Source organism: Clostridium sp. 19966, from assembly GCF_032335695.1.
GTDB lineage: Bacteria > Bacillota > Clostridia > Clostridiales > Clostridiaceae > JACTOJ01.
Genome location: NZ_JACTOJ010000002.1, coordinates 19,718 through 45,887, shown reverse-complemented (window position 1 = coordinate 45,887; position 26,170 = coordinate 19,718). Strand labels below are relative to the sequence as shown.

General features: G+C 32.2%; 22 protein-coding genes. 16 read left to right on the top strand and 6 right to left on the bottom strand.

Going from position 1 to position 26,170, the window contains the following annotated elements:
- The first annotated feature begins 26 nt into the window (after positions 1 to 26).
- The 9 genes from IAI10_RS02010 to IAI10_RS01970 all read left to right on the top strand — a co-directional run bounded on the left by IAI10_RS02010 (position 27) and on the right by IAI10_RS01970 (position 10,359).
- Positions 27 to 4,550: a hypothetical protein gene (locus IAI10_RS02010; protein ID WP_315671619.1), complete on the top strand. Its 4,524-nt coding sequence runs from the start codon at positions 27 to 29 to the stop codon at positions 4,548 to 4,550.
- A 58-nt stretch (positions 4,551 to 4,608) separates the two neighbouring features.
- Complete coding sequence (locus IAI10_RS02005) at positions 4,609 to 4,863, top strand: hemolysin XhlA family protein (protein ID WP_315671618.1); 255 nt, start codon at positions 4,609 to 4,611, stop codon at positions 4,861 to 4,863.
- A gap of 15 nt (positions 4,864 to 4,878) precedes the next feature.
- Complete coding sequence (locus tag IAI10_RS02000) at positions 4,879 to 5,856, top strand: N-acetylmuramoyl-L-alanine amidase (RefSeq protein ID WP_315671617.1); 978 nt, start codon at positions 4,879 to 4,881, stop codon at positions 5,854 to 5,856.
- Between the two features lie 51 nt (positions 5,857 to 5,907).
- Entirely contained in the window at positions 5,908 to 6,300 is a 393-nt protein-coding gene (locus IAI10_RS01995; RefSeq protein WP_315671616.1) for a hypothetical protein, read from the top strand.
- Positions 6,301 to 6,435: 135 nt separating this feature from the next.
- Positions 6,436 to 7,611 (top strand): hypothetical protein, encoded by a 1,176-nt coding sequence (locus tag IAI10_RS01990; protein ID WP_315671615.1) that lies wholly within the window; start codon positions 6,436 to 6,438, stop codon positions 7,609 to 7,611.
- A 126-nt stretch (positions 7,612 to 7,737) separates the two neighbouring features.
- Entirely contained in the window at positions 7,738 to 7,914 is a 177-nt protein-coding gene (locus IAI10_RS01985) for a hypothetical protein (protein ID WP_315671614.1), read from the top strand.
- On the top strand, positions 7,914 to 8,270 hold the full coding sequence (locus IAI10_RS01980; RefSeq protein WP_315671613.1) for a DUF2085 domain-containing protein: 357 nt from the start codon (positions 7,914 to 7,916) through the stop codon (positions 8,268 to 8,270). The genes IAI10_RS01985 and IAI10_RS01980 overlap by 1 nt, the downstream gene beginning before the upstream one ends.
- Positions 8,271 to 8,824: 554 nt before the next feature.
- A complete protein-coding gene (locus IAI10_RS01975) occupies positions 8,825 to 9,004 on the top strand; it encodes a helix-turn-helix domain-containing protein (protein WP_315671612.1) in 180 nt (59 codons plus the stop codon).
- Positions 9,005 to 9,504: 500 nt separating this feature from the next.
- Positions 9,505 to 10,359, top strand: coding sequence for a hypothetical protein (locus tag IAI10_RS01970; protein WP_315671611.1), 855 nt, complete (start codon positions 9,505 to 9,507; stop codon positions 10,357 to 10,359).
- A gap of 94 nt (positions 10,360 to 10,453) precedes the next feature.
- Here the strand turns inward: IAI10_RS01970 and IAI10_RS01965 are convergent, their stop codons facing one another.
- Positions 10,454 to 10,771, bottom strand: coding sequence for a carboxymuconolactone decarboxylase family protein (locus IAI10_RS01965; protein WP_315671610.1), 318 nt, complete (start codon positions 10,769 to 10,771; stop codon positions 10,454 to 10,456).
- Between the two features lie 99 nt (positions 10,772 to 10,870).
- Positions 10,871 to 11,260: a tautomerase family protein gene (locus IAI10_RS01960; RefSeq protein ID WP_315671609.1), complete on the bottom strand. Its 390-nt coding sequence runs from the start codon at positions 11,258 to 11,260 to the stop codon at positions 10,871 to 10,873.
- A gap of 117 nt (positions 11,261 to 11,377) precedes the next feature.
- On the opposite strand from IAI10_RS01960, the gene IAI10_RS01955 reads away from it, so the two are divergent.
- A complete protein-coding gene (locus IAI10_RS01955; protein WP_315671608.1) occupies positions 11,378 to 12,265 on the top strand; it encodes a LysR family transcriptional regulator in 888 nt (295 codons plus the stop codon).
- Positions 12,266 to 12,712: 447 nt separating this feature from the next.
- Here IAI10_RS01955 and IAI10_RS01950 read toward each other — a convergent pair whose 3' ends face one another.
- From IAI10_RS01950 to IAI10_RS01940, 3 genes are all read right to left on the bottom strand, one after another.
- On the bottom strand, positions 12,713 to 13,639 hold the full coding sequence (locus IAI10_RS01950; protein WP_315671607.1) for an NAD(P)H-binding protein: 927 nt from the start codon (positions 13,637 to 13,639) through the stop codon (positions 12,713 to 12,715).
- 386 nt (positions 13,640 to 14,025) lie between these two features.
- Positions 14,026 to 14,910: a LysR family transcriptional regulator gene (locus tag IAI10_RS01945; protein ID WP_315671606.1), complete on the bottom strand. Its 885-nt coding sequence runs from the start codon at positions 14,908 to 14,910 to the stop codon at positions 14,026 to 14,028.
- Between the two features lie 2 nt (positions 14,911 to 14,912).
- Entirely contained in the window at positions 14,913 to 15,746 is an 834-nt protein-coding gene (locus IAI10_RS01940) for a methyl-accepting chemotaxis protein (RefSeq protein WP_315671605.1), read from the bottom strand.
- Between the two features lie 152 nt (positions 15,747 to 15,898).
- Between IAI10_RS01940 and IAI10_RS01935 the strand changes: the two genes are divergently transcribed.
- The 5 genes from IAI10_RS01935 (at position 15,899) to IAI10_RS01915 (ending at position 21,710) form a co-directional block, all read left to right on the top strand.
- Positions 15,899 to 17,029, top strand: coding sequence for a S53 family peptidase (locus tag IAI10_RS01935; protein ID WP_315671604.1), 1,131 nt, complete (start codon positions 15,899 to 15,901; stop codon positions 17,027 to 17,029).
- A gap of 97 nt (positions 17,030 to 17,126) precedes the next feature.
- Positions 17,127 to 17,534 (top strand): hypothetical protein, encoded by a 408-nt coding sequence (locus tag IAI10_RS01930; RefSeq protein ID WP_315671603.1) that lies wholly within the window; start codon positions 17,127 to 17,129, stop codon positions 17,532 to 17,534.
- A gap of 512 nt (positions 17,535 to 18,046) precedes the next feature.
- Positions 18,047 to 19,723, top strand: a complete 1,677-nt coding sequence (locus IAI10_RS01925) for an ABC transporter substrate-binding protein (protein ID WP_315671602.1) — start codon at positions 18,047 to 18,049, stop codon at positions 19,721 to 19,723.
- Positions 19,724 to 19,913: 190 nt separating this feature from the next.
- Entirely contained in the window at positions 19,914 to 21,263 is a 1,350-nt protein-coding gene (locus tag IAI10_RS01920; RefSeq protein WP_315671601.1) for a glucose-6-phosphate isomerase, read from the top strand.
- A gap of 3 nt (positions 21,264 to 21,266) precedes the next feature.
- Positions 21,267 to 21,710 carry a YaiI/YqxD family protein gene (locus tag IAI10_RS01915; RefSeq protein WP_315671600.1) on the top strand — a complete coding sequence of 148 codons (444 nt, stop codon included), beginning with the start codon at positions 21,267 to 21,269 and terminating at the stop codon, positions 21,708 to 21,710.
- 78 nt (positions 21,711 to 21,788) lie between these two features.
- On the opposite strand, the gene pulA is transcribed toward IAI10_RS01915, so the two are convergent.
- Positions 21,789 to 23,927 (bottom strand): type I pullulanase, encoded by a 2,139-nt coding sequence (gene pulA, locus IAI10_RS01910; RefSeq protein WP_315671599.1) that lies wholly within the window; start codon positions 23,925 to 23,927, stop codon positions 21,789 to 21,791.
- A gap of 231 nt (positions 23,928 to 24,158) precedes the next feature.
- Between pulA and IAI10_RS01905 the strand changes: the two genes are divergently transcribed.
- The gene (locus IAI10_RS01905) at positions 24,159 to 26,162 is read left to right on the top strand and encodes a triple tyrosine motif-containing protein (RefSeq protein WP_315671598.1); all 2,004 of its coding nucleotides are present in this window, start codon (positions 24,159 to 24,161) and stop codon (positions 26,160 to 26,162) included.
- The last annotated feature ends 8 nt before the right edge of the window (positions 26,163 to 26,170 follow it).

Sequence of the window (26,170 nt, the reverse complement as noted above, 5' to 3'; positions counted from 1 at the left end):
AGACTCCTCAAAAGGAGGAATGACTTATGTACAATGTTACACAAAATTTTATTAACACGATAAAGCAGACAGGGAGAACTTTTAAAGCTACTGTAAAAATAAGAGATACTACCTTCACAGAAGCGGATATAGTTGACTTAGAGCTTGAGGAAAACGTAAATCCTGATGAATCATTTATGATCGGTGGAGTTGGCAGTTCTAAATTAGAATTAACTTTAATGAATGTGCCAGGTACATTAATCTTAGATGGCGCACCAGTAACAGCTGCATTAAGCTTATTAGTGAATGGCGCTTATGAAAATGTACCACTAGGCACCTTTATGATTGATGAAATAAGCAAGGATAAAGCCAATACTAAGCTTACGTGCTACGACAACATGATTAGGCTAGAACAGGCTTATTTCTCTGACTTGAGCTATCCGGCAGGTATTAACAGCGTAGCACAAGAGATATGCAATAAGGCAGGCGTTATGCTTTCTACAGCTCTTCCAAGTACAAGCATAGCAAAAATAGAAGGATACACCTATAGAGAAGCTATTAGTTTTATAGCTTCTTTTTTAGGTGGTTTTGCTAGGTTTAATAGGGATGGAAAACTAGAAATAACAACTTATACTGAGAGCAATTTTAGTATAGATAAGACTGGTTATTTTCCTCCGCTAACACTGGCAGAGAAAAATTTCACTATAGGAAAGTTAACTTGCAAGGCGGGAGATAGTACGTTAACAGCTGGCACCAATGGAAATGAAATTCAGTTTGAAAACCCTGTAATGACACAGGCACAGCTAAATAGCATTTATAATACGCTTAAGAATTTGAGTTATATGCCTTATAGTATGAACTGGCTAGGCAATCCAGCGCTCCAGGCAGGAGATAAAATAACCATAACAGATACTAATAATAATGTTTATAGTACGCTTCTTATGGATAATAAAATAAGCTATAAAGGCGGTCTTAGCGGTAGTGCTAGTGCTTCCGGTAAAACAGATACCGGACAGAACTTCTCTAGCTCAGGAAGCATTAAAAATAGTGTAGATAGAATGGTAATAGAGCAGGCTAATATTAAGACACTACTGGCGGATAAAGCTACCATAGAGGATTTAACGGCCACTAATGGGCGTATAGATAATCTAAGTTCTACCTATGCCACCATTGTTAATTTAAATGCTACCAATGCCAGGATTGATAATTTGAGTTCCACTTATGCTACCATAGATACCTTGCAAGCTAATTATGCATTAATCAAAGACTTAACAGCTGCTACAGGAAGAATAACTAATTTAGAGTCCAATGCTGCTAGTATTAATAATTTACTAGCTGGGAATTTAACAGCGCAAAATATGCAAGCTAATTTTATAACTGCTGGCAGTGGACTTATTGCAAATGGTGCTATAGCAGATGCGCAGATAGCTAATTTAAGCGTTAGTAAAATACTTGCTGGAGATATAAGCACAACTAAGTTCAGGCTAGTTTCGGACAGTGGTAATATGCTTATGTCTGATAATACACTCCAGATAAAAGATGCAAGCAGAGTCAGAGTGCAGATAGGTAAGGATGCTAGTAATGATTACACTATCTATGTGTGGGACAGCTCTGGCAATCTTATGTTTGATGCAACAGGGCTAAAAGCAAATGGTATTAAGGATAAGATAATCAGGGATGATATGGTAAGTGATACTGCTAATATTCAAGGTACCAAGTTAAATATAGCTAGTGTATTTACTGCTATGAATGGCTCTAGTAGTGTATTAAAGGCTACTAAAGTACAGCTAGATGACCAAGGGCAAACGCTGCAGGTTGCTTTCACTAATCTACAGACAACAGTTACAAATACAGCTAATACCGTAAGCTCTCAGGGGACTTCAATTTCAACAATCCAGGGACAAATTAGCCAAAAGGTATGGCAGCAAGATATAACAACAGCTATAAATAATATTGATTTAAGCGTGAGAAACCTTTATATTAATTCATTATTTTCTAACTGGACTCCTATAGGCAATATTGCAGCTTCAAAAGATTATACTGACGGATATGATACTAATTGCAAGGCTTTTAGATTGTATACGCATCCTGCAGGTGTGCAAAATATTAACGCAGTTGATGAAACTAATGGTGGTATAACATACTCAGGAACATGGTCCAGCGAGAGCAGTTCTTTATTTTATGGAGGTACAGAAAAATATACTAGGACTCAAGGTAGTTATCTAACTTTTAAATTTAGAGGAACTGGCATAAGGCTATTTTGCGCAACATCTCAAAATAGAGGCATTGCTAAAATAACTATTGACGGAACTGTATATAATGCAGATATGTACTCTTCAGCTCTAATCTACAAAGCTAAAGTATTTGAGACTACTAGCCTAGATTCAGGATTGCATACAATAAAAATAGAGGTGTCAAATACTAAAAATGTAAATGCTACCGATTATTATATCTTGGTAGATTACTTTGAGATAATTGGAGGAACTATAGACCAGGACACTTATACTATTAGATATAAAAATCTTATAAAAGAAAATGGTAACTATTCTATTGGATTTTATGCTAAAAGTAATAATGCCAGCTATTCAGTAGCTTATGACGAGAAAGCAGCAGTGTACTCAGGGAACTGGATAGCAGATACAAGTAGTAATTTATATGGAGGCTCTTGCTTCTACAGTTCAAATGTAGGAGATAGTGCTACATTCAAATTTAAGGGAACGGGTATAGCTTTAGTAACTTGTACTTATCCAGATCGAGGTATAGCTAATGTATATGTTGATGGTATTTTAGACACAACCGTTGATAACTACTCATCTACACAACAATGGAATAAGGTCATTTATACTAAAACAGGACTAACTTTTGGAGAGCATACTATAAAGATAGAAGTTACAAATACTAAAAATCCAAGTGCAACAGGTTATAAAATTCTTATAGATTACTTTCAGGTTATATATACACCGCCATATAGCATTAGTATTGACCTATGCGATAAGCCAAGCACTCAAATATCTGTAACTAATACCTGGACATACTACAAGATAGAGAATATAACAATAGATAATTATTCTTCGGTATATAATTTTATAGATTTTACACTACCTCAAGATTCGGATATACTAATTAGCCACTTTATGGTGGTAGAAAATAAAAATATAATACCGTGGGAGCAGGCACCAGAAGATGTTCAAACTCAAATAAACACAGTTGCTACAAGTATTACTCAAACAGCAACAGCTATAGGGTTTGATTTAACATCACAGACACTCACTCAGACCGGACTTAACCAAAGACTTACCTCAGCAGAGTCTTTTATAAGTATTAATAAAGATAAAATTCAATCATCTGTGAGCCAGAGCGCTATAGATGCAAGCATTTCTAATTTGCAAATAGGAGGAAGGAATCTATTAATTAACAGCGGATTTAAAAAAAATGCTTCTAATTGGGTGGTGAATTCTACCGTTATTTTAGATACTGCTAATACCTTAGACGGGTGCAATTCTCTTTTAAGCAATCAGGTCGGATTAACTGCTAATAGTTGGAGAGGAGCAGCATATGCATCAAACGCTATATCATGCAAACAAGGAGATATATTTACAGCTTCCATATATGTTAAATCTGATAATATATCAGGTATTGATTATGATGCAAGGTATGAAATAGATTTTTATGACACTAATGGATCTAGAATCAGTCTTCCGTTTATATCGGTAACTCCAGTAGCAAATAATACCTGGCAAAAATTCATTATGACCGCAACAGCTCCAGCTAACGCCGTTTATGTTAATGTATTTTTTTATGTAACTAGAAACGGTAAAGTTTGGTTTGCAAAGCCTAAACTAGAAAGTGGTTCAAAAGCTACTGATTATACACCAGCTCCTGAAGATGTACAAACACAGATAGATAGCGCCAATTCTTCTATTACTCAGACAGCAAATAGTATAGCTACTAAGGTAGATAAGAATGGAGTTATAAGTGCTATAAACCAAACAGCGGAGAGCATACAGATAAGTGCAAGTAAAATAAATCTTAGTGGATATGCTACATTTACAAGCTTAAGCACTCCAGGACAAACAACTATTAATGGAGCTAATATAACTACTGGAACTATTACTAGTCCTTCCGGAAAAATAAAATTAAACTTAAACAATGATGAAATGGACATAAGTGGTACGTTTAAGTGGTTAGGCTCTAGCAGTTATACTACAATGAGTGGAGATGAATTGGTTAGAGTTGATAATGATGGCTCTCATACCTATCATTTTTTAATAGAAACTGGAACAGAAAAAATGGTTCAACATGACAGTGGGGGTACTACTGTAACTGTCCAATTGCCTGCAGCTTTCAAAGGGAAAAATTTTAAAGTAATAACCTCAATTTCAGGCATAGATTTTGGTGATGTTGGAGGCACAAGTGTGGTAAATCAGTACACAGCTATAACTACATTTAGAGCCTTTGTAGATAGTTATAGTTATGCAAATGCGACATTTGATATATTTACAGATTTAATGCTTAATAATTCATCCGCGACAAGTTTTTATTTTAATGTTAGTTGGATAGCAATAGCTTAAGCACTTACTTAATGTAGGTGCTTTTATTATATAAATTTTTATCAAGGAAGGTGATAACATGAGCGAGAGCTACGATGCTAAACTATGTGAGGAAAAGCACAAAAGAATTGATGAGAAATTCAATCTTCAAGAAAAAAGAATAAATAATCACTCGGAGAGAATTGACAGGCTGGAGCAGGACAGCAGAGAATATAAAACCCACATTAAAAATTTATGTAGTCAGATGGAAAGCCTTATATCAACTATAAAATGGGGACTTGGCATATTTGTCACAGTCTCTGTTTTTGTTATAGGGGTTTTTATAAAAAAATAATTGGAGGAATGTATTATGAACATTATCGAATCAAACTTACAATTCAAGGCATTATCTTATGGCAATAATCCTAAACTATTAGTTCTGCATCATGCAGAAGCTACTACTTGCACTATTCAGGATATCCACCAGTGGCATCTGGATAATGGTTGGGCAGGATGCGGTTATCACTTCCTAGTTAGAAAGGATGGTAGTGTATATCGTGGTAGACCTGAACAGGCTATAGGAGCACATTGTCCTGGTGTAAATGCTACTTCTTTAGGAATATGTGCAGAAGGTAACTATATGCAGGACACAATGCCTATAGCACAAAAGAACGCTATTGTAGAGCTGTGCAAGTACCTGGAGGATAAATATAAAATTAATAAAATTCAAGGGCATAAGGAGCTTTATTCTACAGATTGTCCAGGGACTAATTACCCTTTAGAAGATATAAAAAATCTATGCGCTTCAGCTCCTGCAGTAATGACTCCAAGTCCCACTCCGGTCGTAGCTGCAGTAAATAACCTATTAAAACTTTGGAGCTCTGGAGCTGCAGTAAATGATCTACAAACTAAATTAAATAAAGTAGGTTATAACCTTACTGTAGATGGAGTGTTTGGTCCTAATACTTTTAATGCTGTACAAGACTTCCAGCATAAGCATGGACTTACCGTAGATGGTATTGTAGGACCTAATACATTAGCAGCCTTGGACAGTGCTGTAGTGGCATTATCTGTTATAGACATAAATTCTTACAAGTACCTGCAGCATGAGCTTAATGTTTCAGAGGACAACATACCTGGACCAATAACACTAGGGAAATGTCCATTAATCAAACTTGGCTCTTCCGGAAACATAGTTAAATGGATTCAAAATAAGTTAGGAATAGCTGCAGATGGCATCTTTGGCAATCAGACAAAATTAGCTATACAGAACTTCCAGGCAGCTCATGGATTTGTTGCAGATGGGATAATCGGTCAGAACACATGGAGAGCTCTTCTAGGACTATAGAAAACACTATAGTCCTTTTCTATTAAATAATAAAATTTTGGAGGTAATAAAATGAATACACTTAATATTAACACTATTATAGGTACTGCTTTAGGTGCCATTGGAATATCTGTTATAGGATTTATAGGCGCACAAGTAGCAAAGGCTAAGAAAGAGACTAACAGCTTTTATAACAAGGCTAAAGGCTTTCTAGACAAGCAGGAAAACAAAGCTATAGAGCTTATTGGAAAAGATAATGAAGCTAAGGCAAAGCAAATAGTTGTAGATGCAGTATACCGCACAGAGCAGTTGGGAAAGGAGCTTGCTTGGGATGGAGTTACAAAGCACTCTAAAGCCTTAGAATTTATAGAAACTGAGCTTAAAAAAGTTGGATTAACAGTTACGGATGATGATATATATAACATAATAAAAACTACTGTAGGATATATAAACGCTCATAAATAATTTAAAGCCTAGTGGGTTATTCCTGCTAGGCACTTTGTTTTTTTGTCATAAATAGTAAAATAAAAAAGGATTTTTGATTATTATGCAGAATATCCATAACATAGAAATTATTATATAAAAGAGGTGACTGTATATATGAAAATAGAACTTAGCACTATATCTTTTGTGTTAAGCATAATAGGTATTGTTTTTATTGCATGCAATTATCTATTCAATATTGGAATTAGGGAATTTATAAATTTCTCTAAAATAACATTAATACAAACCGATGAAAAACCAATGACGATATCAATTATCATTAGTATAGTTTTAGGAATAATACTTGGATATTATACATTATATTTATATGGAGACATTATTTTTCCTTTAAGATTGGGTGTTAAAGGATACAATATATATGAATTTGTAGTATACGTAATGCCATATTTAATACCATTTGCTGTTTGCTGTATTTTTAAAAGTATAATAAATAGAAGAAGAAAGCAATTGATGTATACTAAAAATAATTATTATCCGTCAGAAAAAATTGGAAATATAATTATAGTAATTTTATGCATACTTTCTTTAGTATTTGGGGCTTTAATTGCATCGATATTTTTTAATACTTTAGAATGCAGTGATACTATCAGCATTAGTGCTACTGGTATTGTAGGCGAGAGTATCCCTCCTAATATCCAAGATGAATTTATAATAAATGCTAATACCTTTAATAACAAACTAAAATCAGAAATTGATGAAACAAATGCTATTGACAAGAATAATGATAAAAAAAATAAAGCCTTAGATGATAATGATATATTATATATTGCATACGAGTTGAGTTATGTTGTAATTTTATTTTTATGTATGATATTTTCTATTGGGTACGTTTATGCATATGGAATGATTAAGATGTTTAAAAAATATGATATTGTAACAAAGGAAAACAAAAAATATTCAGGATATTTAATAGGAGCGGATAAAGAACATTATTTTATTAAACAGAATAATAGCTGTGTGCTTTTAGTCAAACAAAGCGAAGTTAAGGAAATTAAGTGTCTTATAGAAGAAGATAGAAACATGATATTGGAAGGTAAAGCTAAAGATATAAATTATTTGATTAAAAATTATTTTATAAATAATAATGCTAGACAGGCTGAATTAAAAGAAATTTTTAAATACTTAAGAAAGAAAAAATTCTACATAGGAGATTATTCTCTGATATTATACTTAGAATGCTGGCGTTTTTTTTACTATAAAATAGATAAATGTATCCCTAATTTAAAAGTGAGAAAACGGAGAATATTTAAGCGATATTACTTTGAGCGATAAATATATAATTTAAATATAGAACTGTAGTATCAGACGTAATTTTTATTTTTTGTAAAACAAAGGAGGAATTTAAATATAAATGTAGAAATGTAATTGTTGAATATAATACAAAGGTGGTATGTTAAAATGAGATGTCCAAAATGTGGTTCTGAAAATTGTACAATAATTAATGAGGTTCATTCTAAAGGAGTAAGCGGTTTGAAATTATGCCTATGTGGATTGCTAGGCCTATGTGGCGCTGGCAAAACTAAAAATGTTCAATATTGGGTATGCCAAAATTGCGGTAATAAGTTTAAATTATAATGAAAACAGAAACTTGGATTAAATTAATGGAAATTGCAGATAGGCGTTGGGGATGCCATCAAATCCCTGAAAGAAGTTTCTTTCTTAAAGGATACCAATTTCCTATATGTGCTAGATGTACAGGAGTCTTAATCGGATATATTTTATCGATATTTTTATTTAGTTATATATCTTTCCCTATGTGCATAGGATTAGCCATTATAATGCTTTTAGATTGGGTAATCCAGTATTTAAACATAGCGCAATCAACAAATATACGTAGGCTTATAACAGGGTCTTGTGGCGGTTTAGGCTGTATGTGTTTTGTTTTAAAAATTATAATTTTAGCAATTAATTTTTTTATTAGTATTATTTAATATCACTTTCCTCAATTTAGCTTAAAGATAACAACTTAGAGCTATTTTTAATTCTCAAAGGCTATGTGACAGTAAAAATTTAGCCATGGTGTGAATACCATGGCCATTGCTATAGTCGGATTTTTTATGAACACATTTATATCATTACTTCTAGTACCGAATTTATACATATATGAATTAATTTAATCATAATTAGAGCATATTTAACACATATAGTAATCAAATAACAAAAAATAGCCATGGCATTACACCATGGCTTCTGTTTATATGTCTAATCATAAAAAAAGATCTATTCTGCTTAGAAAAAAATACGATATTAATATATCCTAATGGAAACTTAGTTTAATGTTAAAATCCATTCGTCACTATATTACGTCAGTTGCCCAAAATATAGATTCTAAAAATACGTAAGTTTTTAAAAGAATAAACCTATAACTATTGAGAATACTGAACTTAAATAGCAAAGCCAAAATTGCCTTCGCTATTCTACCAAAACATATAAATGGAATAAATAAAACTTTAAAGCATATAAAATAAGGAGGCGTAGAAAATTCATGGAATACTACAATTCAGACCAAGTATATGAAAAATTTTTTAAACCGCTAGAAATAAGTAAAACCTCTTTATACAGAGCCATAAATAGTGGAAGGTTAAAAGCTGTGAAATGTGGTAAAAGATATGTGATTACAGATAAAGCAATAAATAATTATTTTTCTGGAACAGACGAAAATTGAAATAAAAAATAACAAAAAGAGGTAAATAAAAGGCTCTAGATTAATACCGAGAGCCTTTTATTTATACGTACTAAAAACGTACTATTATATTTTACATACACCTATCAACCAAGACAATACAAACAATATATATAATATAAACGTGTAATATCAACGGTTAATAAACGGTGACATAAACTCATGGTTGAGTGGGAATAGTTGCTATAGCAATATAAATGTCTTTAATGCTTATTTTGCAGGGGTTTATGTAGAGTTTTAACCTACATTAGACCCCTGTTTATTTATTTATTTATTTATCTGCAAATTGCAATATCTACAAGATAACTCGTTAAAATCAATTTATAAATCATTATAAATTCCCACATTCATTTTATTATTCAAATTATATATCTTTAAATCTACATACTGATTTCTCTCTTCAAAATTTATAGATATTCGACAATATTCATGTTGATAAAATTGTCAATCCTCCTATAATAAAATAAAAGGGGGGATAAAATATGAAAGAATTGTTAAAATATGTACCTGGATTTAGAAGTAATATTACTTGGAAAAAAGTTGTGGCTGCAGTTTATTATTTATTTTGCTTAGCGTATTTATCTAAAGGAATATTTGGATTTATATTTACACTATCCATGCCTTTCGTATTTTTTTACGGATTTGATGTTTATAAAACATATAAGAATAAACGAAAAATAAAAATTGTACCCTTTATTATTGTATTTTTAATTGCCTGTATATCTGCAAGTAATATACCGCAAGATGCTTCAAGCATAAGCACAAATGAAAAGCTTAATAAGCAAGTAAGCACAACTCAAACTGCAAATAAGAACGGGAATAGCTCAAAGGAACAAAAGGATAATAAGGAAAGTTCAACAAATACTCAAAAATCAGAGCCTGTTACTCAGCAAACTAATTCTAACAGCACAGTTCAAAGTGCAACTACAGTGGTACAAGCTCCAGCTAATAATACAAATTCAACTGCTGCCTCAACTGAATCAAAGAGTAACACCCAGACTCAAACTAGTAATACTGCTAAAAGTGAAGCTGCACCGAAGGCTTCAAACCCAACGCCTGCGCCTGCACCAAAAGAAAATGTAAGTTTCTCAGCAAGTGTAAATAATCCAACTCCATCAAAAAATGAAAGAATAACTATCACTGTTAGCGGACCTGGAGGAAATTTTACAGGAGAATGCCATTATAAAAGCAAAGATACTCCTATCAGTGGAGTTGTAGGCACCCCAATAAAAGTAGATATAAGCAGAGCTACCTCAGGCTATACTGTGAATGTAGATATAACAATAACTTACAATGGAAATACCTATAATACTGAAACTTCATTTACACCGAGATAAGTATTTATTTAATCCTATAGTTTACTTTCAACTTGAAGCCCACAAAAATCTATTATTTGGATTTTTGTGGGCTTTTAGATAATCAGGTTTATATTTAAAAAGCTTCTTTTAAAATTTCAAGAGCTGATGCAGCCTTTGGCCATCCAACATAAAAAGCAAGATGGGTTATAGCTTCAATTAATTCCTCTTCCTTTAATCCATTTTCTTTAGCCAGCTTTAGGTGATAGTCTAATTGACCTAAATTTTGTCCTGCTATTAGAGCAGCTACAGTAATAAGACTTCTATCCCTTAAGGACAAGTCTTCTCTCCGCCAACAATCACCAAAAAGAACTTGATCAGTATACTTTACAAAAGCGGGTGCTAAGCTTCCAAAATTGCTTTTAGCAGTAGAAATTATTTCTTTATTTTTCATTTTTAAGCCTTCTTCCATATATATTTTAGTTTTTTTTATGTTGATATTATCTTTCCAATCTAAGAGTCACAAAATTTTTGCCAACATTTAAAACATGCCTCATTTGATCATCTGTGCTAAACCTTCACCAAAAGACCAGTCCTCAAGTTCAGTTTCTATAAGCATTATGAATACATTCTCTTTTGGAATTTTACAATTTATGAATAGTTTATCTGTAATATTTTTATATAAGGATTTTTTTTGCTCTTTAGTTCGTCCTGAACCGCATGTGATTTGAATGTATAAGATACCATCACTTCTGGTTCCGTTGATCAAGTAATCTGAGTCGTAGAAAATTTCTTCTTCTTTATGAGAATGAAAAACTTGAAAATAATCCTTTGGGGGTATATTAAAGTCTTCAATCAGCGAATTTAGTATATTTTTGCTTATTAAAGTCAAAGCATTTTTATTATATTTTTCTTCATTATAATTTACTCTTACAAATGGCATTTTATAATCGCCTCCTATTTTCTTTATATATAGATTTTACAATACAAATCTTTATTTGTATAATTGAATAAAATGATAAACTTAATCAATTTTAAAGATGAAGATGAGGAGACATATATGGATTTAAAAGAATTAATTACTTTTCGTACTATAATAAAAGAAAAAACTTTTTCTAATGCGGCAATTAAGCTGCATTATGCTCAATCCACTATAACAAACCAAGTTCAGCGATTAGAGAAGGAATTAGGTATTAAGCTTTTTGAGAGGGGATGGGATGCAGAACTGACGCCAGCAGGCAGAGTGTTTGCAGAGGAAGTAGAGTCTCTTATAAATCATTGGAATTTTGTATCAGAGCAGGCAAAATTTTTACAAAAGGAAGAGATAGGTGTTTTAAATATAGGGATAATAGAGACGCTTGCAGTAAGTATTCTGCCAAATGTGCTTAAAAAATTTGCTGAATATAAACCCAATATTGAATGTAATTTTATTGTTGGAAATACAGAGGCTCTATCATATATGCTATTAAAGGATTCCATGGATTTTGCAATTTGCTCAAGTAGGGAAGCTGTGCCAGATTTGAAATTTGAATATGTTTATAATGAGAAGATATCTTTTATTGCTCATAATGAACATCCCTTTGCGGAAAAGGAAAGTATTTCTTTAGAAGATTTATCAAAGTATCCTCTTATTACCGGCGGGAAAAATTGTTTATATAGTTTGAGATTAGAAGAGGCAACCTCAAAGCTTTTAAATAAACCATTTTGCTATTCTATCAGTCAAATATCAGCCATTCCTCACTTTGCAGAGAAGCTTTCGGGAATAGGGGTGATAATTTCATCAGTAGAGCTACCTAAGAATTTTATACAACTTCCATTTAATATAGCTAATCCATATATTCCAATTGGAATCTTGCAGAAATCTAAAAATCAATATCTGTCTTCTACGAGAAAATTGTTTTTGGAGATTTTAAGAGAAGAGCTTGCCATAAAAAATTATGCTTGGTGACTAGGAAGGCATATAGGCATAAAAAATATTTTTCAGTATAAAATAAGCTTAGCCTACTAAATTAATGGTTAGTTTTAAAGTGATATTAAGATTAACACCGATATTTTGATGATTCTAATATCAAGTCTTTTAATAGCGAGGAAAAACTAAATTTTTTGAGATACTTTTATGATTATTGTAAGGCAAATGGAGATAAATTTAATACTACTTGGAGTGAGTGGAGGAAAAATCTAACTAAAAATAGCTGAGGAGTATAATTGCTGCCTTCAATTTTATTAGATTTACTAAAGCTAGATTTCAAATTTTTCACATCCTTAATTACACATTTTCCATAATTATAACATTTAGAAATATAGTTTTATAGAGCAGTCATAAAATTTTGGGTGAATTCATAAAGATAAAAATAGAGCGCTATTCCCTATAAAGGAAAAGCGCTCCGTTTATTTTTTAAGCATCTAGTGAGTGACGTTCGCCAATTTGGAAATCATCAGTATGCTCAAACATATATTTTACTGTAATTGGATCATCTCCGGTAAGCTTTTTAAAGTCATCTGTAAATTCAGCCATTTTTCCTAAACGAATAGCCTGAGCAAAGGTAACCATGCCATCAGAAGAAAATGGTGCTTCAGAACCTTTTTTGAAGGCACCGTCTGTGGTTCTAGGTACGCCCATAGCATCGAATATAGCATAATTTTCTTCATCAGTAATTTCGCTGTAGGATACGTGGTTGCCTGTAGCTTCATTACCATAGGCTATGAAGTCAGAGATTGTCATTAATTCAGCTCCGTTAATATTTAAGATGGCTTCATGATAATTATTTGCAGCTAGAGCATATGCAACAGCTTTGGCACAATCTTTACGTGAAATATATGCCATTTTTCCGTTACCCTGGCTATTTTTTAATACTCCGCCCATATTTACAAATGTGAAATAGTTTGTAACCATAGCTTCAGCATATTGAGAATTGCGAAGGAAAATATAGTCTAGTCCAACACTTTTTACGTAATCTTCAGTATAAGCATGATCTATTTTTTCAACACTTGGATTTGTTTCATCAGTTGCATTTACCAGTGAGGTATAGATTATTTGTTTTACTCCAGCTTTTTTTGCAGCATCCACAACATTTTTGTGTGCATTTTGACGTTTTTCACCAACAAAAGGCATTGAAATCAAAGCAACTTTATCTGCACCGGCAAAAGCTTCTGCGAGACCTTCAATTTTATTAAAATTGGTTACATGAGTTTCTATGCCTTGATCTGAATACTCCTTTAAGGATTCCTGGTTATAGCCACAGAAAATGACTTGATCTTTAGCAACTAATTTTAACAAATATTCTGCGGCCTGCTTTCCTAAATTTCCGTCAACGCCTGTCAATAATAATTTTCCCATGCTTTACAACACTCCTTACTATAATTGTCTATAGCTATATGTTATGTGAAAAAATAAACGAAGTCCAACATAAAAAGCTTATGAGTTATTGGAAAAACGAATTATGTATTTGATTGGCTATGTTTTAAAAGAATGTTGATAAAGGCTTTGTTCGATCTGAGACTCTAAGGATTGCTTTATTATAATTGGCTACCCATTTTATTGCGCCTTCCTGGCGCTAAAATGGCTTTGCCCGTCCTGGGCAAAATTACCCCAATTATAAGTCGCACTTCCTAAGAGTTTCTATAACTTCAAAGATAATATTAACATTTTAAAACATAGCCTGCCGCACTAAAGGAATGTTTTAAATCAGTGTAAAAATCAACACTGATTTAAAGCAGAACCATTTGATTAAGAAATAATCGTAATGCTGGGTTTGGATTGTCCTTTAAGTACCCTATTTCTATTTTAAAAGTGTGATGGGAATCCTTTAAAGGTATTAACTTAAGTTGATCATTTAAATAAGGAAGCTGATGGTTATCAGGAAAAAAGCCAATTAAATTTTCCGTTATTATATAAAACAATTCGGTTTCCACATCATCCACTGTGCGCATTATTTTAGGTTGATAGCCGTCTTCTATGGCATGCTGAAGCATCAAGTAATAGGAATTTCCAATAGTAGTTGGATTCAGCATCACAAGTGGATATTCATATAGTTCATTTATTGATATGGAATCCTTAGGGGATAGAGGATGCTTATTACTAACAACTGCACAATACTGTCCTTTATATAAGGTGTTAGTTACAATGCCATCTTTTTCTTCAAATTCAGAATCAAAAGCAATTGCAGCGTCATATATACCTCTTTTTAGAAACTCTGATATATTGCCTAATAATACTTTATTCAATTCAAGCTTGACATTAGGATAATTTTCCCTGAAAGAAGGAATAAACTTTAATAACCTTTGAATATCTGTCACTGCAGCGTATTCTATATTTAATATTTGGGTATAATCATTTTGATAATTTTCCATCTTAATCTTCATATGATTGTATTGCTTCCAAAGTACAATGGCCTCTTCATAAAAAAGCCAACCTGCCTTTGTAGGTTCAACAGGAATTTGTTTTCGGTCAATCAATTGAGTTCCAAATTCTTTTTCAAGGGATGCAATCTGCTGACTGATAGTAGTTTGTGATACAAAATTTTTCCTTGCGGTTTCTGTAAAATTCCTACATTCAACTAAATCTATAAAATATTTAATTTTTTCAATATTCATTTCTAATCTAATTTAGAAATTGAAACTAGCTTTGATGACTTATCTGTGATTATATTAAGTGCTTTTGAGGCCTCTTTTGTTGAATTAGCTTGATTATCAGAAACTTCATTTACCTTGTTGACAGATTCCAAAACACTTTCTATGGTTTTAGTCATTTCATTGATTGAAAGCTCTATGGTTTTTGAGATGTCAGAGCTTTGTTTTGCAAGCTTTCTCATTTCACCAGCTACTACAGAAAATCCGCTTCCGTAGCTTCCAGCCCTAGAAGCCTCTATAGCAGCATTTAGACCTAGTAGATTTGATTGTGATGAAATCCCTTTAATTAAAGCAATAGAACTAGTGCTGATTTTTAAGTTTTCCTCTAAGATTTTAGAACTTTCCTTAATGGATTTTAACATATTATTAAGTTCTTCTGCTCCGTTGGATATTTCTTGCAGGGATATATTAGTTTCTTCAAGAGAAACTGTCAATTCTTGAGATATTTCTTCAACCTGAAGCTTTTTGTCTATTTTCATGGATAAGCTAAACATTCCAGCTACTTCGCCGTTTTCATCTAGAATAGGACTAATGATTGATTCGAAGGGAAAGCCTAATATTTCTTTAGGCATAACTTTTCTTATGGTTTGCTTTGTTTTAAATATTTCCTCCGCCATCTCTAGATAGCCTAAATCTTTTAAATAAGTACCAACTTGAAAATTTGCTTTAATTTCAGGGCTGTCATAGACAGCTATGAATTTTTCTTTATCAGATACTGCTACAGATAGGTCATCTCTTTGAAAAAATGTTTTTAGCTGAGCAGCAGCTTTCACTACAGAATCTAATATATTTTCTGACATAATAATTATCACTCCTATATTTAAAATATATTATATATATTCGGTGAATTTAAAAATAAATTTATATGCTTAATATAAACTGCGTTTATTCTTAATAAAAAATATAGTATAATTATAATAATTATTAAAACATATGACAAAGGGGGACAGTTATGAAAAAAAAGTTCTTTACATTACTAATCGCTTCATTATTTGTTTCATCATCTGTATTTGTTGGACAAGCATTCGACAAAAAAATTAATTCGGCGCAGATGTATCCTAATGCTACAAATCATGTTAAGAGATATTATGCTCAGCAAGTAGCTTATAAGCCGTCGCAGATAAAAACAGCCTATGGTATAAACAAGTTATCTGCTACAGGGAAAAATCAAAAAATTGCTGTAATTGTGGCATATGGGAGTCCAACTCTTAATAATGACCTAAAAGCATTTAATAGTCAGTTTGGGTTACCAGCTGCAGATTTACAAACTTTCTATCCACAGGGAAAAACCACATCAACTGATGAGGGATGGGCTCAGGAAACTTCTTTGGATGTTGAGTGGTCTCATGCTTTAGCTCCTAGTGCAACTATAGATTTGATTGTAGCAAAATCTTCTTCTTCTCAGGATCTTTTGGGAGCTGTAGATTACGCCTCCAAGCTTGGAGCTCAAGTAGTATCAATGAGCTGGGGAACTTCAGAATTTGCGGCGGAAGCAAGCTTAGATGTTCATTTTCAGCATGCAGGTACAGTGTATGTTTCAGCTTCAGGAGATAACGGAGCCGGTACAAGCTGGCCATCTGTATCTCCAAATGTTTTAGCTGTAGGCGGAACAAATTTGCCTTTGAGTTCTCAAGGTAATCTTACTGGAAGTGAGAGTGCTTGGTCTGGTTCTGGAGGAGGAATAAGTAAGTATGAAAAATTGCCAGCATACCAGCATAACCTTGGCGTTAGCATATACGGAAAAAGAGCTGTACCAGATGTAGCTTTTGATGCTGATCCTAATACTGGAGTTTTGGTGAATTACAATTCATCCTGGTATGTTTTTGGCGGGACAAGCCTTTCTTCACCAGCTTGGGCGGCTTTTATAGCATTGATTGATGAGGGAAGAAAAACTTCATTAACTAATGTACAAATCCCTCTATATAGCGTGGCTAATAGCTCAAGTTATAATTCTAATTTTAGAGATATTACCGCAGGAAGCAGCAGTAACTCATACATGTACTCTGCAAAAAAAGGTTATGATTTAGTGACAGGACTTGGAACTCCTTTAGAAAATAATCTGTTTTACTATTTATCAAAGTAGCTGTTAATATTATTAGGATAATTGGAAAAAATAAGCAGGATTTGATGAATTTTTGTAGAAGTATAGATAAACAGATTATATTTTTGGAGGGGTTTATATGGAGCAATTTGGAAAATTCTTGGGTTGGATTGGTGCTTTAGGATATTTGATTGCGCTGCTTAACTTTTTTATGAAGTATATTAATAAGAAATATATTAATAAGCTTTCGAAAGATAAGAAAAAGTATGTAGATGCCTATAGATTTGTTATGAAGTATGTAGTCAAATATCATAGAGTAGCTGGTGTAATAGCTACCATTGCTATAATTATTCATTTTTTTATTATGTATAACTATAGATGGCTATCAATGTCTGGATTATATGCGGCCATAGTTATGTGGATAATATTTGCACTGGGTATATATGGCACTAAAATCAATAAAAATATCAGAGGCCCTTGGGTTAAAATCCATAGAGTTCTATCCTTTATTTTAATACTGCTAGTTGTTTGGCATGTTTATCTATAATAAAAATTTAAAGCTTTCAGGCTGAAACTTAATTTAAGGTTCTGTTTTAAATCAGTGTTGATTTTTACACTGATTTAAAACTTCATTCAGTTCGATGGGGCTATGTTTTAAAATGTTGATATTATCGTTTGAGTTCTAGGAACTCTTAGGGATTGTGACTTATAATTGGCGTAATTTTGCCCAGGACGGGCAAAGCAATTTTAGCGCCATGGAAGGGCGCATTAAAATTGGTAGCCAATTATAATAAAGCGACCCTTAGAGTTACTTACATGGGTTCTGAAAGAAACCATGCTAGACGAAAAACGCCTTTATCAACATTCTTTTAAAACATAGCCTAATTTAAATACGTTTAAAAATCGTTGCTTTATGATTTTGGACATGCGTAAATAGTTGAGGCTTGGGAGCTTTTGTGCGTAAATATTCCATAACTTCCCTATGAAAAATGCTAATTAATGCTTTAATTAATGTAAATAATAATATTTGATTTTAGTTAATTGGCAAGAGGGGATTTTATGAAATGCTTTTTTAAAACTGTCATTATTGCTTTATGCACTGCTCTGCTATTTAGCAGCTGCACTGAAAAAAAAATTAAGCTTCAGGAAAAGGTGAAAGGATACTATATAGGGACAACTATTAAACCTAAAAACCAGTTACATTCAAAAGACAAGATTATCATAGGAATAAATGAGGTTAAGGGTAAATTTAATCCTATGTATGCTGATTCTGTTGGAGACATGGAAATTTGCAAGTTGTTGTTTTCTTCTCTTATTTCAGTGAACAAAAATGGAGATATAATTTTAGAGGCTGCCGAGAGCTATAAAATCAATGACTATGGAAATACCTTTGATTTCAAGCTTAAAAAGGGAATTAAGTTTAGTGATGGAAGTGAACTTACTGCAGAAGATGTGGCCTTTACCTATGAAGCTTTTTGTGATCCATCCTATAAAGGAATGTATAGTAATGAATTTTATGACTTATGTGGCTTTCACAGCTTTAAACAAGGAAATGCTAAAAATATTGTAGGTATTAGGGTGATAGATAAGTATAATATAAGCTTCAGTTTTAATGATGCCAATTTTTTAAGGATATACAGTTTTGATAAATTCATACTGCCTAAGAGTCATTATTATTTTTCTAAAGGTAAATTAGATGCTTCCAACTACATAAATAAGAGACCTATTGGAAGCGGTGCATATAAATTTATAGCTTCTATGAATGAAGAAGTATCCTTAGACAGCAATGAGAATTATTTTAAGGGATGTCCTAAAATAGCAAAGGTTACAGTTAAGAAATGCTCTGGAAATGAAGCCCTTAAATATATAGGCAGCGGAGAGGTAGACATGATAAAAACTAGTGTTAATGCGGATACTTTAAATTATCTAAAATCTGTAGATAATTTAAAACTGTATACATATGGGTCCAATTGCTATCAATATATAGGTTTTAATTTAAGATTAGATAAATTTAAAGACAAAGGAGTTAGGCAGGCTCTTAATTATGCACTAAACAAAGAAGAATTTATAAAGAACTATTGCTCAGGATATGGCAGCTATAATATTCCTTTTTTAAAATTTGATACTGAAGATGGGATAAATGAATACAAGCATGATTTAGAAAAAGCTGCCAGACTCATGAAAGAGGCTGGATTTGAAAAAAGAGAAGATGGCTTTTTACATAATTCAAAAGGTGAAAAATTCACCATTAAGTGGTCTACTTATGAAGGAAATCAGTATGGAGAAGAATTAAAAAAGCAAGTATTAAAGGATTGGGGAAAGCTTGGAATAGATGTAACGGTTGAGAAAAAAACTTTTGAAAATCTAGTCAATCAAGTATATGAAAATCAGGATTTCGAAATGTATAACATGTGTTGGAGGCTAAACTGCAGTCAGGATCCGTTAATCATATTTTCTAAGGAAGAGAGCGAAAAAGGAGGTAATAATGCGGTAGGGTGGATAAATGAAAAAAGTGATATTTTAATTAAAAAAGCCTTTAAAGAAAAAGATGATAATAAGAAAAAAAATATTTATAAAGAGTTGGCTAAAATTATAAAGGAGGAAGTACCCTATATTTTTTTAAATAATGGTATGGAGGCCTGGGTGGTGAATGAAAGAGTTAAAGGATTAACAGAAGCAGAGTATAAGGATTGGGTTGAGGATTTGTACAATATACAGCTAAAAAGCGATATATAAAGGTAAAAATTATGTTAGAAATAGATATAAAATATATAAAGAAACTTGATTTAAATTGCAGAATAAAATAAAATTTGTATGTAGGGTTTTTATGCCAAGTTAAAAATTACAATATTTTGATAAAAGCTTAACATGGTTTTTATATATAGCATAATTACTCATTATAAAACAATGTTTAGGAGGAATTTTTATGACAAAAGGAATAACCTTAGATTTGTCTAAATTAAGCCCATATGTAAAAGAACACGAAGTATCTTATATGAAGGAGCTTGTTACAAGCGCTCATAACCAATTAATTAATAAAAACGGTGCAGGTAATGACTATTTAGGATGGTTAGATTTGCCTGTTGACTATGATAAGGGAGAGTTTGCTCGTATAAAGAAAGCAGCTGAAAAAATAAGAAGCAACTCCGATGCTTTAATAGTAATAGGAATCGGTGGTTCTTATCTTGGAGCAAGAGCTGCTATAGAAATGTTAAATCACAGCTTCTATAACACTCTTTCAAAGGAAGCAAGAAAATCACCTTTAATATTCTATGTTGGAAATAATATCAGTTCTACATACATGGCTGAATTATTAGAAGCTGTAGAAGGTATGGATCTATCAGTTAATGTAATATCAAAATCAGGTACTACTACTGAACCAGCTATAGCTTTCAGAATATTTAAGGATTACTTAGAAAAGAAATATGGAAAAGACGGTGCAAAGGAAAGAATATTTGCAACTACAGATAAGTCAAAGGGAGCCTTAAAAACTTTAGCTGATGCTGAAGGCTATGAAACCTTTGTAATTCCTGACGATGTAGGAGGAAGATATTCTGTACTTACAGCAGTAGGTCTTTTACCAATAGCAGCAAGCGGTGTAGATATAGATGCAATGATGAAGGGTGCAGCAGATGCAAGAGAAGCATATTCCAATAATGATATAGAAAATAATGATGCTTACAGATATGCTGCAGCAAGAAATGTGCTTTATAACAAGGGTAAAGTAGCAGAAATACTTGTAAACTATGAGCCAAAGCTTCATTATTTCGCTGAATGGTGGAAGCAGCTTTATGGAGAAAGTGAAGGAAAGGACAACAAAGGGCTTTTACCTGCAGCAGTAGACTTCTCTACAGATCTTCACTCCATGGGACAATATATACAAGAAGGAAGAAGAACTATATTTGAAACTGTAATAAATGTTGAAAATCCAACTAAAGCTGTGACTATAGAAGAAAGCAAGGAAAATGTAGATGGACTTAACTTCTTAGCTGGAAAGACTATGGATTTTGTAAACAAGAAAGCCTTCCAGGGAACACTTCTTGCTCATAATGATGGAGAAGTTCCTAATATAGTTGTAAATGTTCCAGAATTAACTCCATATTATTTTGGATACATGGTTTACTTCTTCGAAAAAGCTTGCGGAATCAGCGGATATCTTCTTGGAATAAATCCATTTGATCAACCAGGAGTTGAAGCTTACAAGAAAAATATGTTTGCTTTACTTGGAAAGCCAGGCTACGAAGCTATGAAAGCTGAGCTTGAAAGCAGACTATAATATATGAAAATTATAGTTGACGGAGATGGCTGCGCAGGAAGAGATATCATTGAAGAAGAAGCTAAGGCCTCAGATATAGGGCTTATAATATATTGTGATATAAATCATTTTATTTCCAGCGATTATGCTGAGGTTAAGATAATTGACAGCGGATTTCAAAGTGTGGATATGGCTGTAGTTAATAGCTGCAAGGAAGGAGATATAGTAGTGTCTCAAGACTATGGAGTTGCTGCTATGACTCTTTCTAAAAAAGCCATGTGCTTAAGTCCTTCCGGATATATATATGATAATGACAATATAGATAGACTTCTTATGGAAAGACATATAAAAAGCAAAATAAGGCGAGGCGGGGGCAAAACTTCAAATCCTAGGAAGAGAACTTATGAGGATGATGATAGACTCAGATTTAATTTAAGAAAATTAATAAGCAAAGCTACCCAAAAATAAAGAAGCGGATTATCGCTTCTTTATTTTTGTTTCTGTTTTAAATCAGTGTTGATTTTTACACTGATTTAAAACATCACTTTAGTTTTTATATAAAATTTTAAGAGATGATGCTTCGCAGTTTATGGTGTCAGAATTTATACTATTTAATATATCTAATCCAGAATTTAATTTGTCAGCTACAGTATTCCAATTGCCCAAAGGAACTTTAAGGTCAATATTACTTTTGGAGGAATTGTATATAACAACTATGTTTCTCCAGGTTTCTCCTTCTACGTCACTTATCATAAAACCTATGGAGTGAGAAGGAGAAGATAAAAATTCAATATGTTTTTTTATTAAATCACTGGTAGGCAGTCTGAAAGCTCTATGTTTCTTCCTTATAGAAATAAGGCCTTTAACATATTGAAAAACATCTGCAAATTCATATTTTCTGTTCCAATCAATTCTGTTTATTATGTCCGTAGCATTATAACTGTTGCTTATTCCATTTTTGGTTCTGCAAAATTCAGAACCTGAATTAAAAAAGGGTACGCCTTGGCAGGTTAAAATTATGCCTAAAGAAAGCTTTTGCATATCTTTTATAGCAGCTTCATCATTTTTAGGACAGCTTATGCGCAGCTTATCCCAAAGAGTTAAATCATCATGGCAGCTCACATAATTTATGCTGTGATTCGGTGAAGAAAAAAGCTGTGAAAATTCTGGTATATCTGTACTCCATGCCATTACACAATTTTTAATTGAAGTTTCTACATTCTCTTTTCCGTTTACAAAGCCTGTCTCGTTTTTTATAAAGGTACTTCCCTTTAATAAATCTCTTGTTTTATCATTAAAAAATCCTATACCCTCTAATTTTGAAGAATTAGCTATACTGCCTTTTTTATCCTCCGGAAGATTGGTGTTTAAAGACCAGCCTTCACCATAAAGCAGTATATTTTTATTTAAAGAGGTAAATTCTTTTTTAATAAGGCTTAAGGTGTCTGTATCTATAATTCCCATAAGGTCAAATCTAAAACCATCTACATGATATTCTTCGGTCCAATACTTTAAAGAGTCAATTATAAATTTTCTTACCATGCTTCTTTCCGAAGCTATATCATTTCCGCAGCCGCTGCCGTTACACATACTATAATCTTCATTAGTTCTGAAGTAATAACCGGGAAAGATTTTTTCTAAATTGCTAGTTTCATATTTATATATATGATTAAAGACCACATCCATTATTACTCCTATTCCATGCCTATGAAGAGTGAAAACTAATTTTTTTAGGTCATGTACTCTGCAGGCAGGTACATAGGCTTTAGAGGCGTAGCTTCCTTCAGGTACATTGTAATTCTGAGGATCATATCCCCAGTTGTATTTATATGGCATTAGTTCGTCGACGGATTCAAAGGAAAAATCGAAAACAGGCATAAGCTGCAGGTGAGTTACTCCTAATTCTAAAATGTGATTAAGACCAGTAGAAACTCCCTTTGAAGAATGGGTGTTTTCTTGAGTTAAACCTAAAAATTTGCCTTTGTATTTTATGCCGCTGTCAGGATGGGAAGAAATATCTCTAATACTAGTTTCATAAATAATAGCATCTGTATAGTTAGTGGGATTAGTGTAAGAATCCTTAGAAAACCCAAGAGGATTAGCTTCTGAGAGCTTAAGTATAGCTCCTATTTTACCATTAATTCCGCAGGCTGTTGCATAAGGATCTACAACTTCATGGGATACGCCGTAAACCACAACCTCATAGTTATAAAAATTACCTTTAACATTTCCAAATATGTTAGCTTCCCAAACACCTTTAGAGAGGGCTTGCATAGATAGCTTCCAAAGTACTTTATAATTATTATTTTTATCTTCTTCATATATTATTATATTTACAGCTGTAGCAGCAGGAGCCCAAAGTCTGAATATGCTGTGCTCCTGAGAATATATGGAACCTAATTTTGTATCAGTATAATATTTTTTATTAAATTCTTCACAGGAATATAATTTCGAATAATTCACTTTTATTTTCATTTGATCATAAAGCATATAGGTTATGTATTTTATGTTTATTTCATTTTCAAGCTCTATATAAAAGTCAGCATTAATTTTTTTTATTTTTTTAACAGGTATTGATGTTTCTCCATTCATTACGATAATATTTTTATAATTAAATGCTTCAATGCTGTCAACACGAACATGAATTGTGGTAAAATTAAGTAATGAATACTTCACAAAATTCATAATATTTATTCCTCCCAGTAAATAATTACATAATAATATTATATCATACAAAAATAAAAGGGTTATAATTACAAAAATAATAAAAATTTATATATTATTAATTTCTTAATCCGAAGTAAGAAAAAAATATTAAGTTTATATTTAAACAAATGACAAAATTATGGAAAATATAGTATAATATTATAGTGTGAAATTTATTTTTATAAACTTAAATAGGTGGTGTGCTGTAAAATGAGAGAAGAAGATATTGTATTTAGTGTACCTAGTCCGGCTGCTAAGGGCAGCAGCATAGATATAAAAATTAATAAATTTGATGGCGAAAAATATATGTATAAATTTATTGTTGGTTATGATGGTGTTTGGGATACTATAAAAGATTTCAGCGAAGATGATACAGCCACATGGACACCAGAGCAAGAGGGAAAATACATAATAATGTTTCAGGCTAAAGCATTGGAAAGCTTAAAACCCTTTGATCATGTCGTAAGAATAGATTATGTCATAGGGAAAATTGAAGAAAAGATAATAGATGATGTTTTAATAGATAAAAATGAATTAAAAATTGGAGATAAAATAAAACTTGAGGTTATTACAAATAAGATTCCTGTGGTCTATAAGTATTGGATGAAAAAAGAAGATAAATGGCTGCTTATTAAAGATTACAGCGCAGAAAATACTCTAACTCTCACAGTAAATAATGCGGGAAAACAGGAAATTATGGTAGAATGCAGACAGCTTGATTCTAAAAATAATTTTGATGATTACAGAAAAATAGATTTTGAGGTTTCACCAATAGGAGAAATATCGATAACGGACTTTAAATGCTTAAGCAATGAAATGCTGGTGGACGAAGAATTGGTATTTCAGGTAGATGCCAAATATGATGAAGAAAGAATGGTCTTATATAAATTTATAAAGATAAATGAAGAGGGAAGAGTAGAGTGTCTTCAGGATTATTCTAACAGAAGAATAGTTAGCTACTGTGAAAAAAGGCCTGGAAGATATAAGCTTCTTTGCATGGTTAAGGACATGTATTCTAAAGATCAGTATGATGACAGAGCTGTTTTAGATTATGGTGTTAAACTATACAACCCCATTGAAATTCAGAGCTTTACCACAGATTTAATGTCTCCTCAGATATGTGACAGCAATATACAGTTTAAAGCGGTAGTAAAGGGAGGAAGAAACTTATTATATAGATATATAATAGAAGGAGAAACTACAGAAGATTCAGGGTACATAAGTTATAATTATTACAGCTGGAGTCCTAAAAAACATGGAAATTATAAGATAACCTTATGGGTTAAGGATGAAAGCTTTGAGGGAAAATATGAACAGCAGGCTTTGGTGGAATATGTGATCGATCAATACAGTGCTAATATGGTGAAGATTTCAGAAGTACTCATGAGCAAGGAAAGTGACATACTTGTAGGAGAAGAAGTAAATATTAAAGTAATAGCTACAGGAGGAATAAATCTAAGATATGCTTTTATTCTTTCTAAAAACGGCAAAGAGATCGAAACTGTAAAATACGGTATATGTAACTGGGTTAATATAGTACCTGAAGAAGAGGGACACTATGAACTGGATATAAGAGTAAAGGATAAATATTCTAATAAGGAATATGATGTCCACGAAATACAGCACATTGACGTAAAAGCGTACATTCCAGCCAATATTGATTACATACTTATGCCTTCTAAAGAAAACTTTTTAGTGGGAGATAATATAAAATTTGATACTATAACTAGGAAAACTCAAAATGTACTTATGAGATATATTTTGAAAATAAATGGACATTTAGTAGAAGATACTGATTTTGTTCAAAGCAAGAAATATTTTCTTCAGCCTAAATGCAGCGGGGTTTATACCTTGGAAATAATGGCTAAAGCTAAAAATAGCAGTGCTATATTTGACGATAAGCGGGTAGTAAAACTTGAAATTAAAGAGGCAATGCCAATATCTAATACTAAGATATTGTGGGATAAGATAGATATAACTCTAAACGAACCAGTTATGTTTTCAATTACTTGTGAAGGTGGAAAAGATGTGTGCTATGAATTTTATCTTATGGAGCAGGCACAATGGAATTTAGTTCAGAGTTACAGCAAGATGAATTATTATTCTTTTGTACCTTATAGAAAAGGAAACTATAAGATATTGGCGCTAGTAAAAAGCTCTTATAATAAAACAGCTTATGAAGATTATGATATAATGGAGTTCAATGCAAATTAACATAATTA

Excerpts from the sequence above, each read along its gene's own strand:
- IAI10_RS02010 (WP_315671619.1), top strand. The coding sequence starts at position 27 with ATGTACAATGTTACACAAAATTTTATTAACACGATAAAGCAGACAGGG.
- IAI10_RS02005 (WP_315671618.1), top strand. The coding sequence starts at position 4,609 with ATGAGCGAGAGCTACGATGCTAAACTATGTGAGGAAAAGCACAAAAGA.
- IAI10_RS02000 (WP_315671617.1), top strand. The coding sequence starts at position 4,879 with ATGAACATTATCGAATCAAACTTACAATTCAAGGCATTATCTTATGGC.
- IAI10_RS01995 (WP_315671616.1), top strand. The coding sequence starts at position 5,908 with ATGAATACACTTAATATTAACACTATTATAGGTACTGCTTTAGGTGCC.
- IAI10_RS01990 (WP_315671615.1), top strand. The coding sequence starts at position 6,436 with ATGAAAATAGAACTTAGCACTATATCTTTTGTGTTAAGCATAATAGGT.
- IAI10_RS01985 (WP_315671614.1), top strand. The coding sequence starts at position 7,738 with ATGAGATGTCCAAAATGTGGTTCTGAAAATTGTACAATAATTAATGAG.
- IAI10_RS01980 (WP_315671613.1), top strand. The coding sequence starts at position 7,914 with ATGAAAACAGAAACTTGGATTAAATTAATGGAAATTGCAGATAGGCGT.
- IAI10_RS01975 (WP_315671612.1), top strand. The coding sequence starts at position 8,825 with ATGGAATACTACAATTCAGACCAAGTATATGAAAAATTTTTTAAACCG.
- IAI10_RS01970 (WP_315671611.1), top strand. The coding sequence starts at position 9,505 with ATGAAAGAATTGTTAAAATATGTACCTGGATTTAGAAGTAATATTACT.
- IAI10_RS01965 (WP_315671610.1), bottom strand. The coding sequence starts at position 10,771 with ATGAAAAATAAAGAAATAATTTCTACTGCTAAAAGCAATTTTGGAAGC.
- IAI10_RS01960 (WP_315671609.1), bottom strand. The coding sequence starts at position 11,260 with ATGCCATTTGTAAGAGTAAATTATAATGAAGAAAAATATAATAAAAAT.
- IAI10_RS01955 (WP_315671608.1), top strand. The coding sequence starts at position 11,378 with ATGGATTTAAAAGAATTAATTACTTTTCGTACTATAATAAAAGAAAAA.
- IAI10_RS01945 (WP_315671606.1), bottom strand. The coding sequence starts at position 14,910 with ATGAATATTGAAAAAATTAAATATTTTATAGATTTAGTTGAATGTAGG.
- IAI10_RS01940 (WP_315671605.1), bottom strand. The coding sequence starts at position 15,746 with ATGTCAGAAAATATATTAGATTCTGTAGTGAAAGCTGCTGCTCAGCTA.
- IAI10_RS01935 (WP_315671604.1), top strand. The coding sequence starts at position 15,899 with ATGAAAAAAAAGTTCTTTACATTACTAATCGCTTCATTATTTGTTTCA.
- IAI10_RS01930 (WP_315671603.1), top strand. The coding sequence starts at position 17,127 with ATGGAGCAATTTGGAAAATTCTTGGGTTGGATTGGTGCTTTAGGATAT.
- IAI10_RS01925 (WP_315671602.1), top strand. The coding sequence starts at position 18,047 with ATGAAATGCTTTTTTAAAACTGTCATTATTGCTTTATGCACTGCTCTG.
- IAI10_RS01920 (WP_315671601.1), top strand. The coding sequence starts at position 19,914 with ATGACAAAAGGAATAACCTTAGATTTGTCTAAATTAAGCCCATATGTA.
- IAI10_RS01915 (WP_315671600.1), top strand. The coding sequence starts at position 21,267 with ATGAAAATTATAGTTGACGGAGATGGCTGCGCAGGAAGAGATATCATT.
- pulA (WP_315671599.1), bottom strand. The coding sequence starts at position 23,927 with ATGAATTTTGTGAAGTATTCATTACTTAATTTTACCACAATTCATGTT.
- IAI10_RS01905 (WP_315671598.1), top strand. The coding sequence starts at position 24,159 with ATGAGAGAAGAAGATATTGTATTTAGTGTACCTAGTCCGGCTGCTAAG.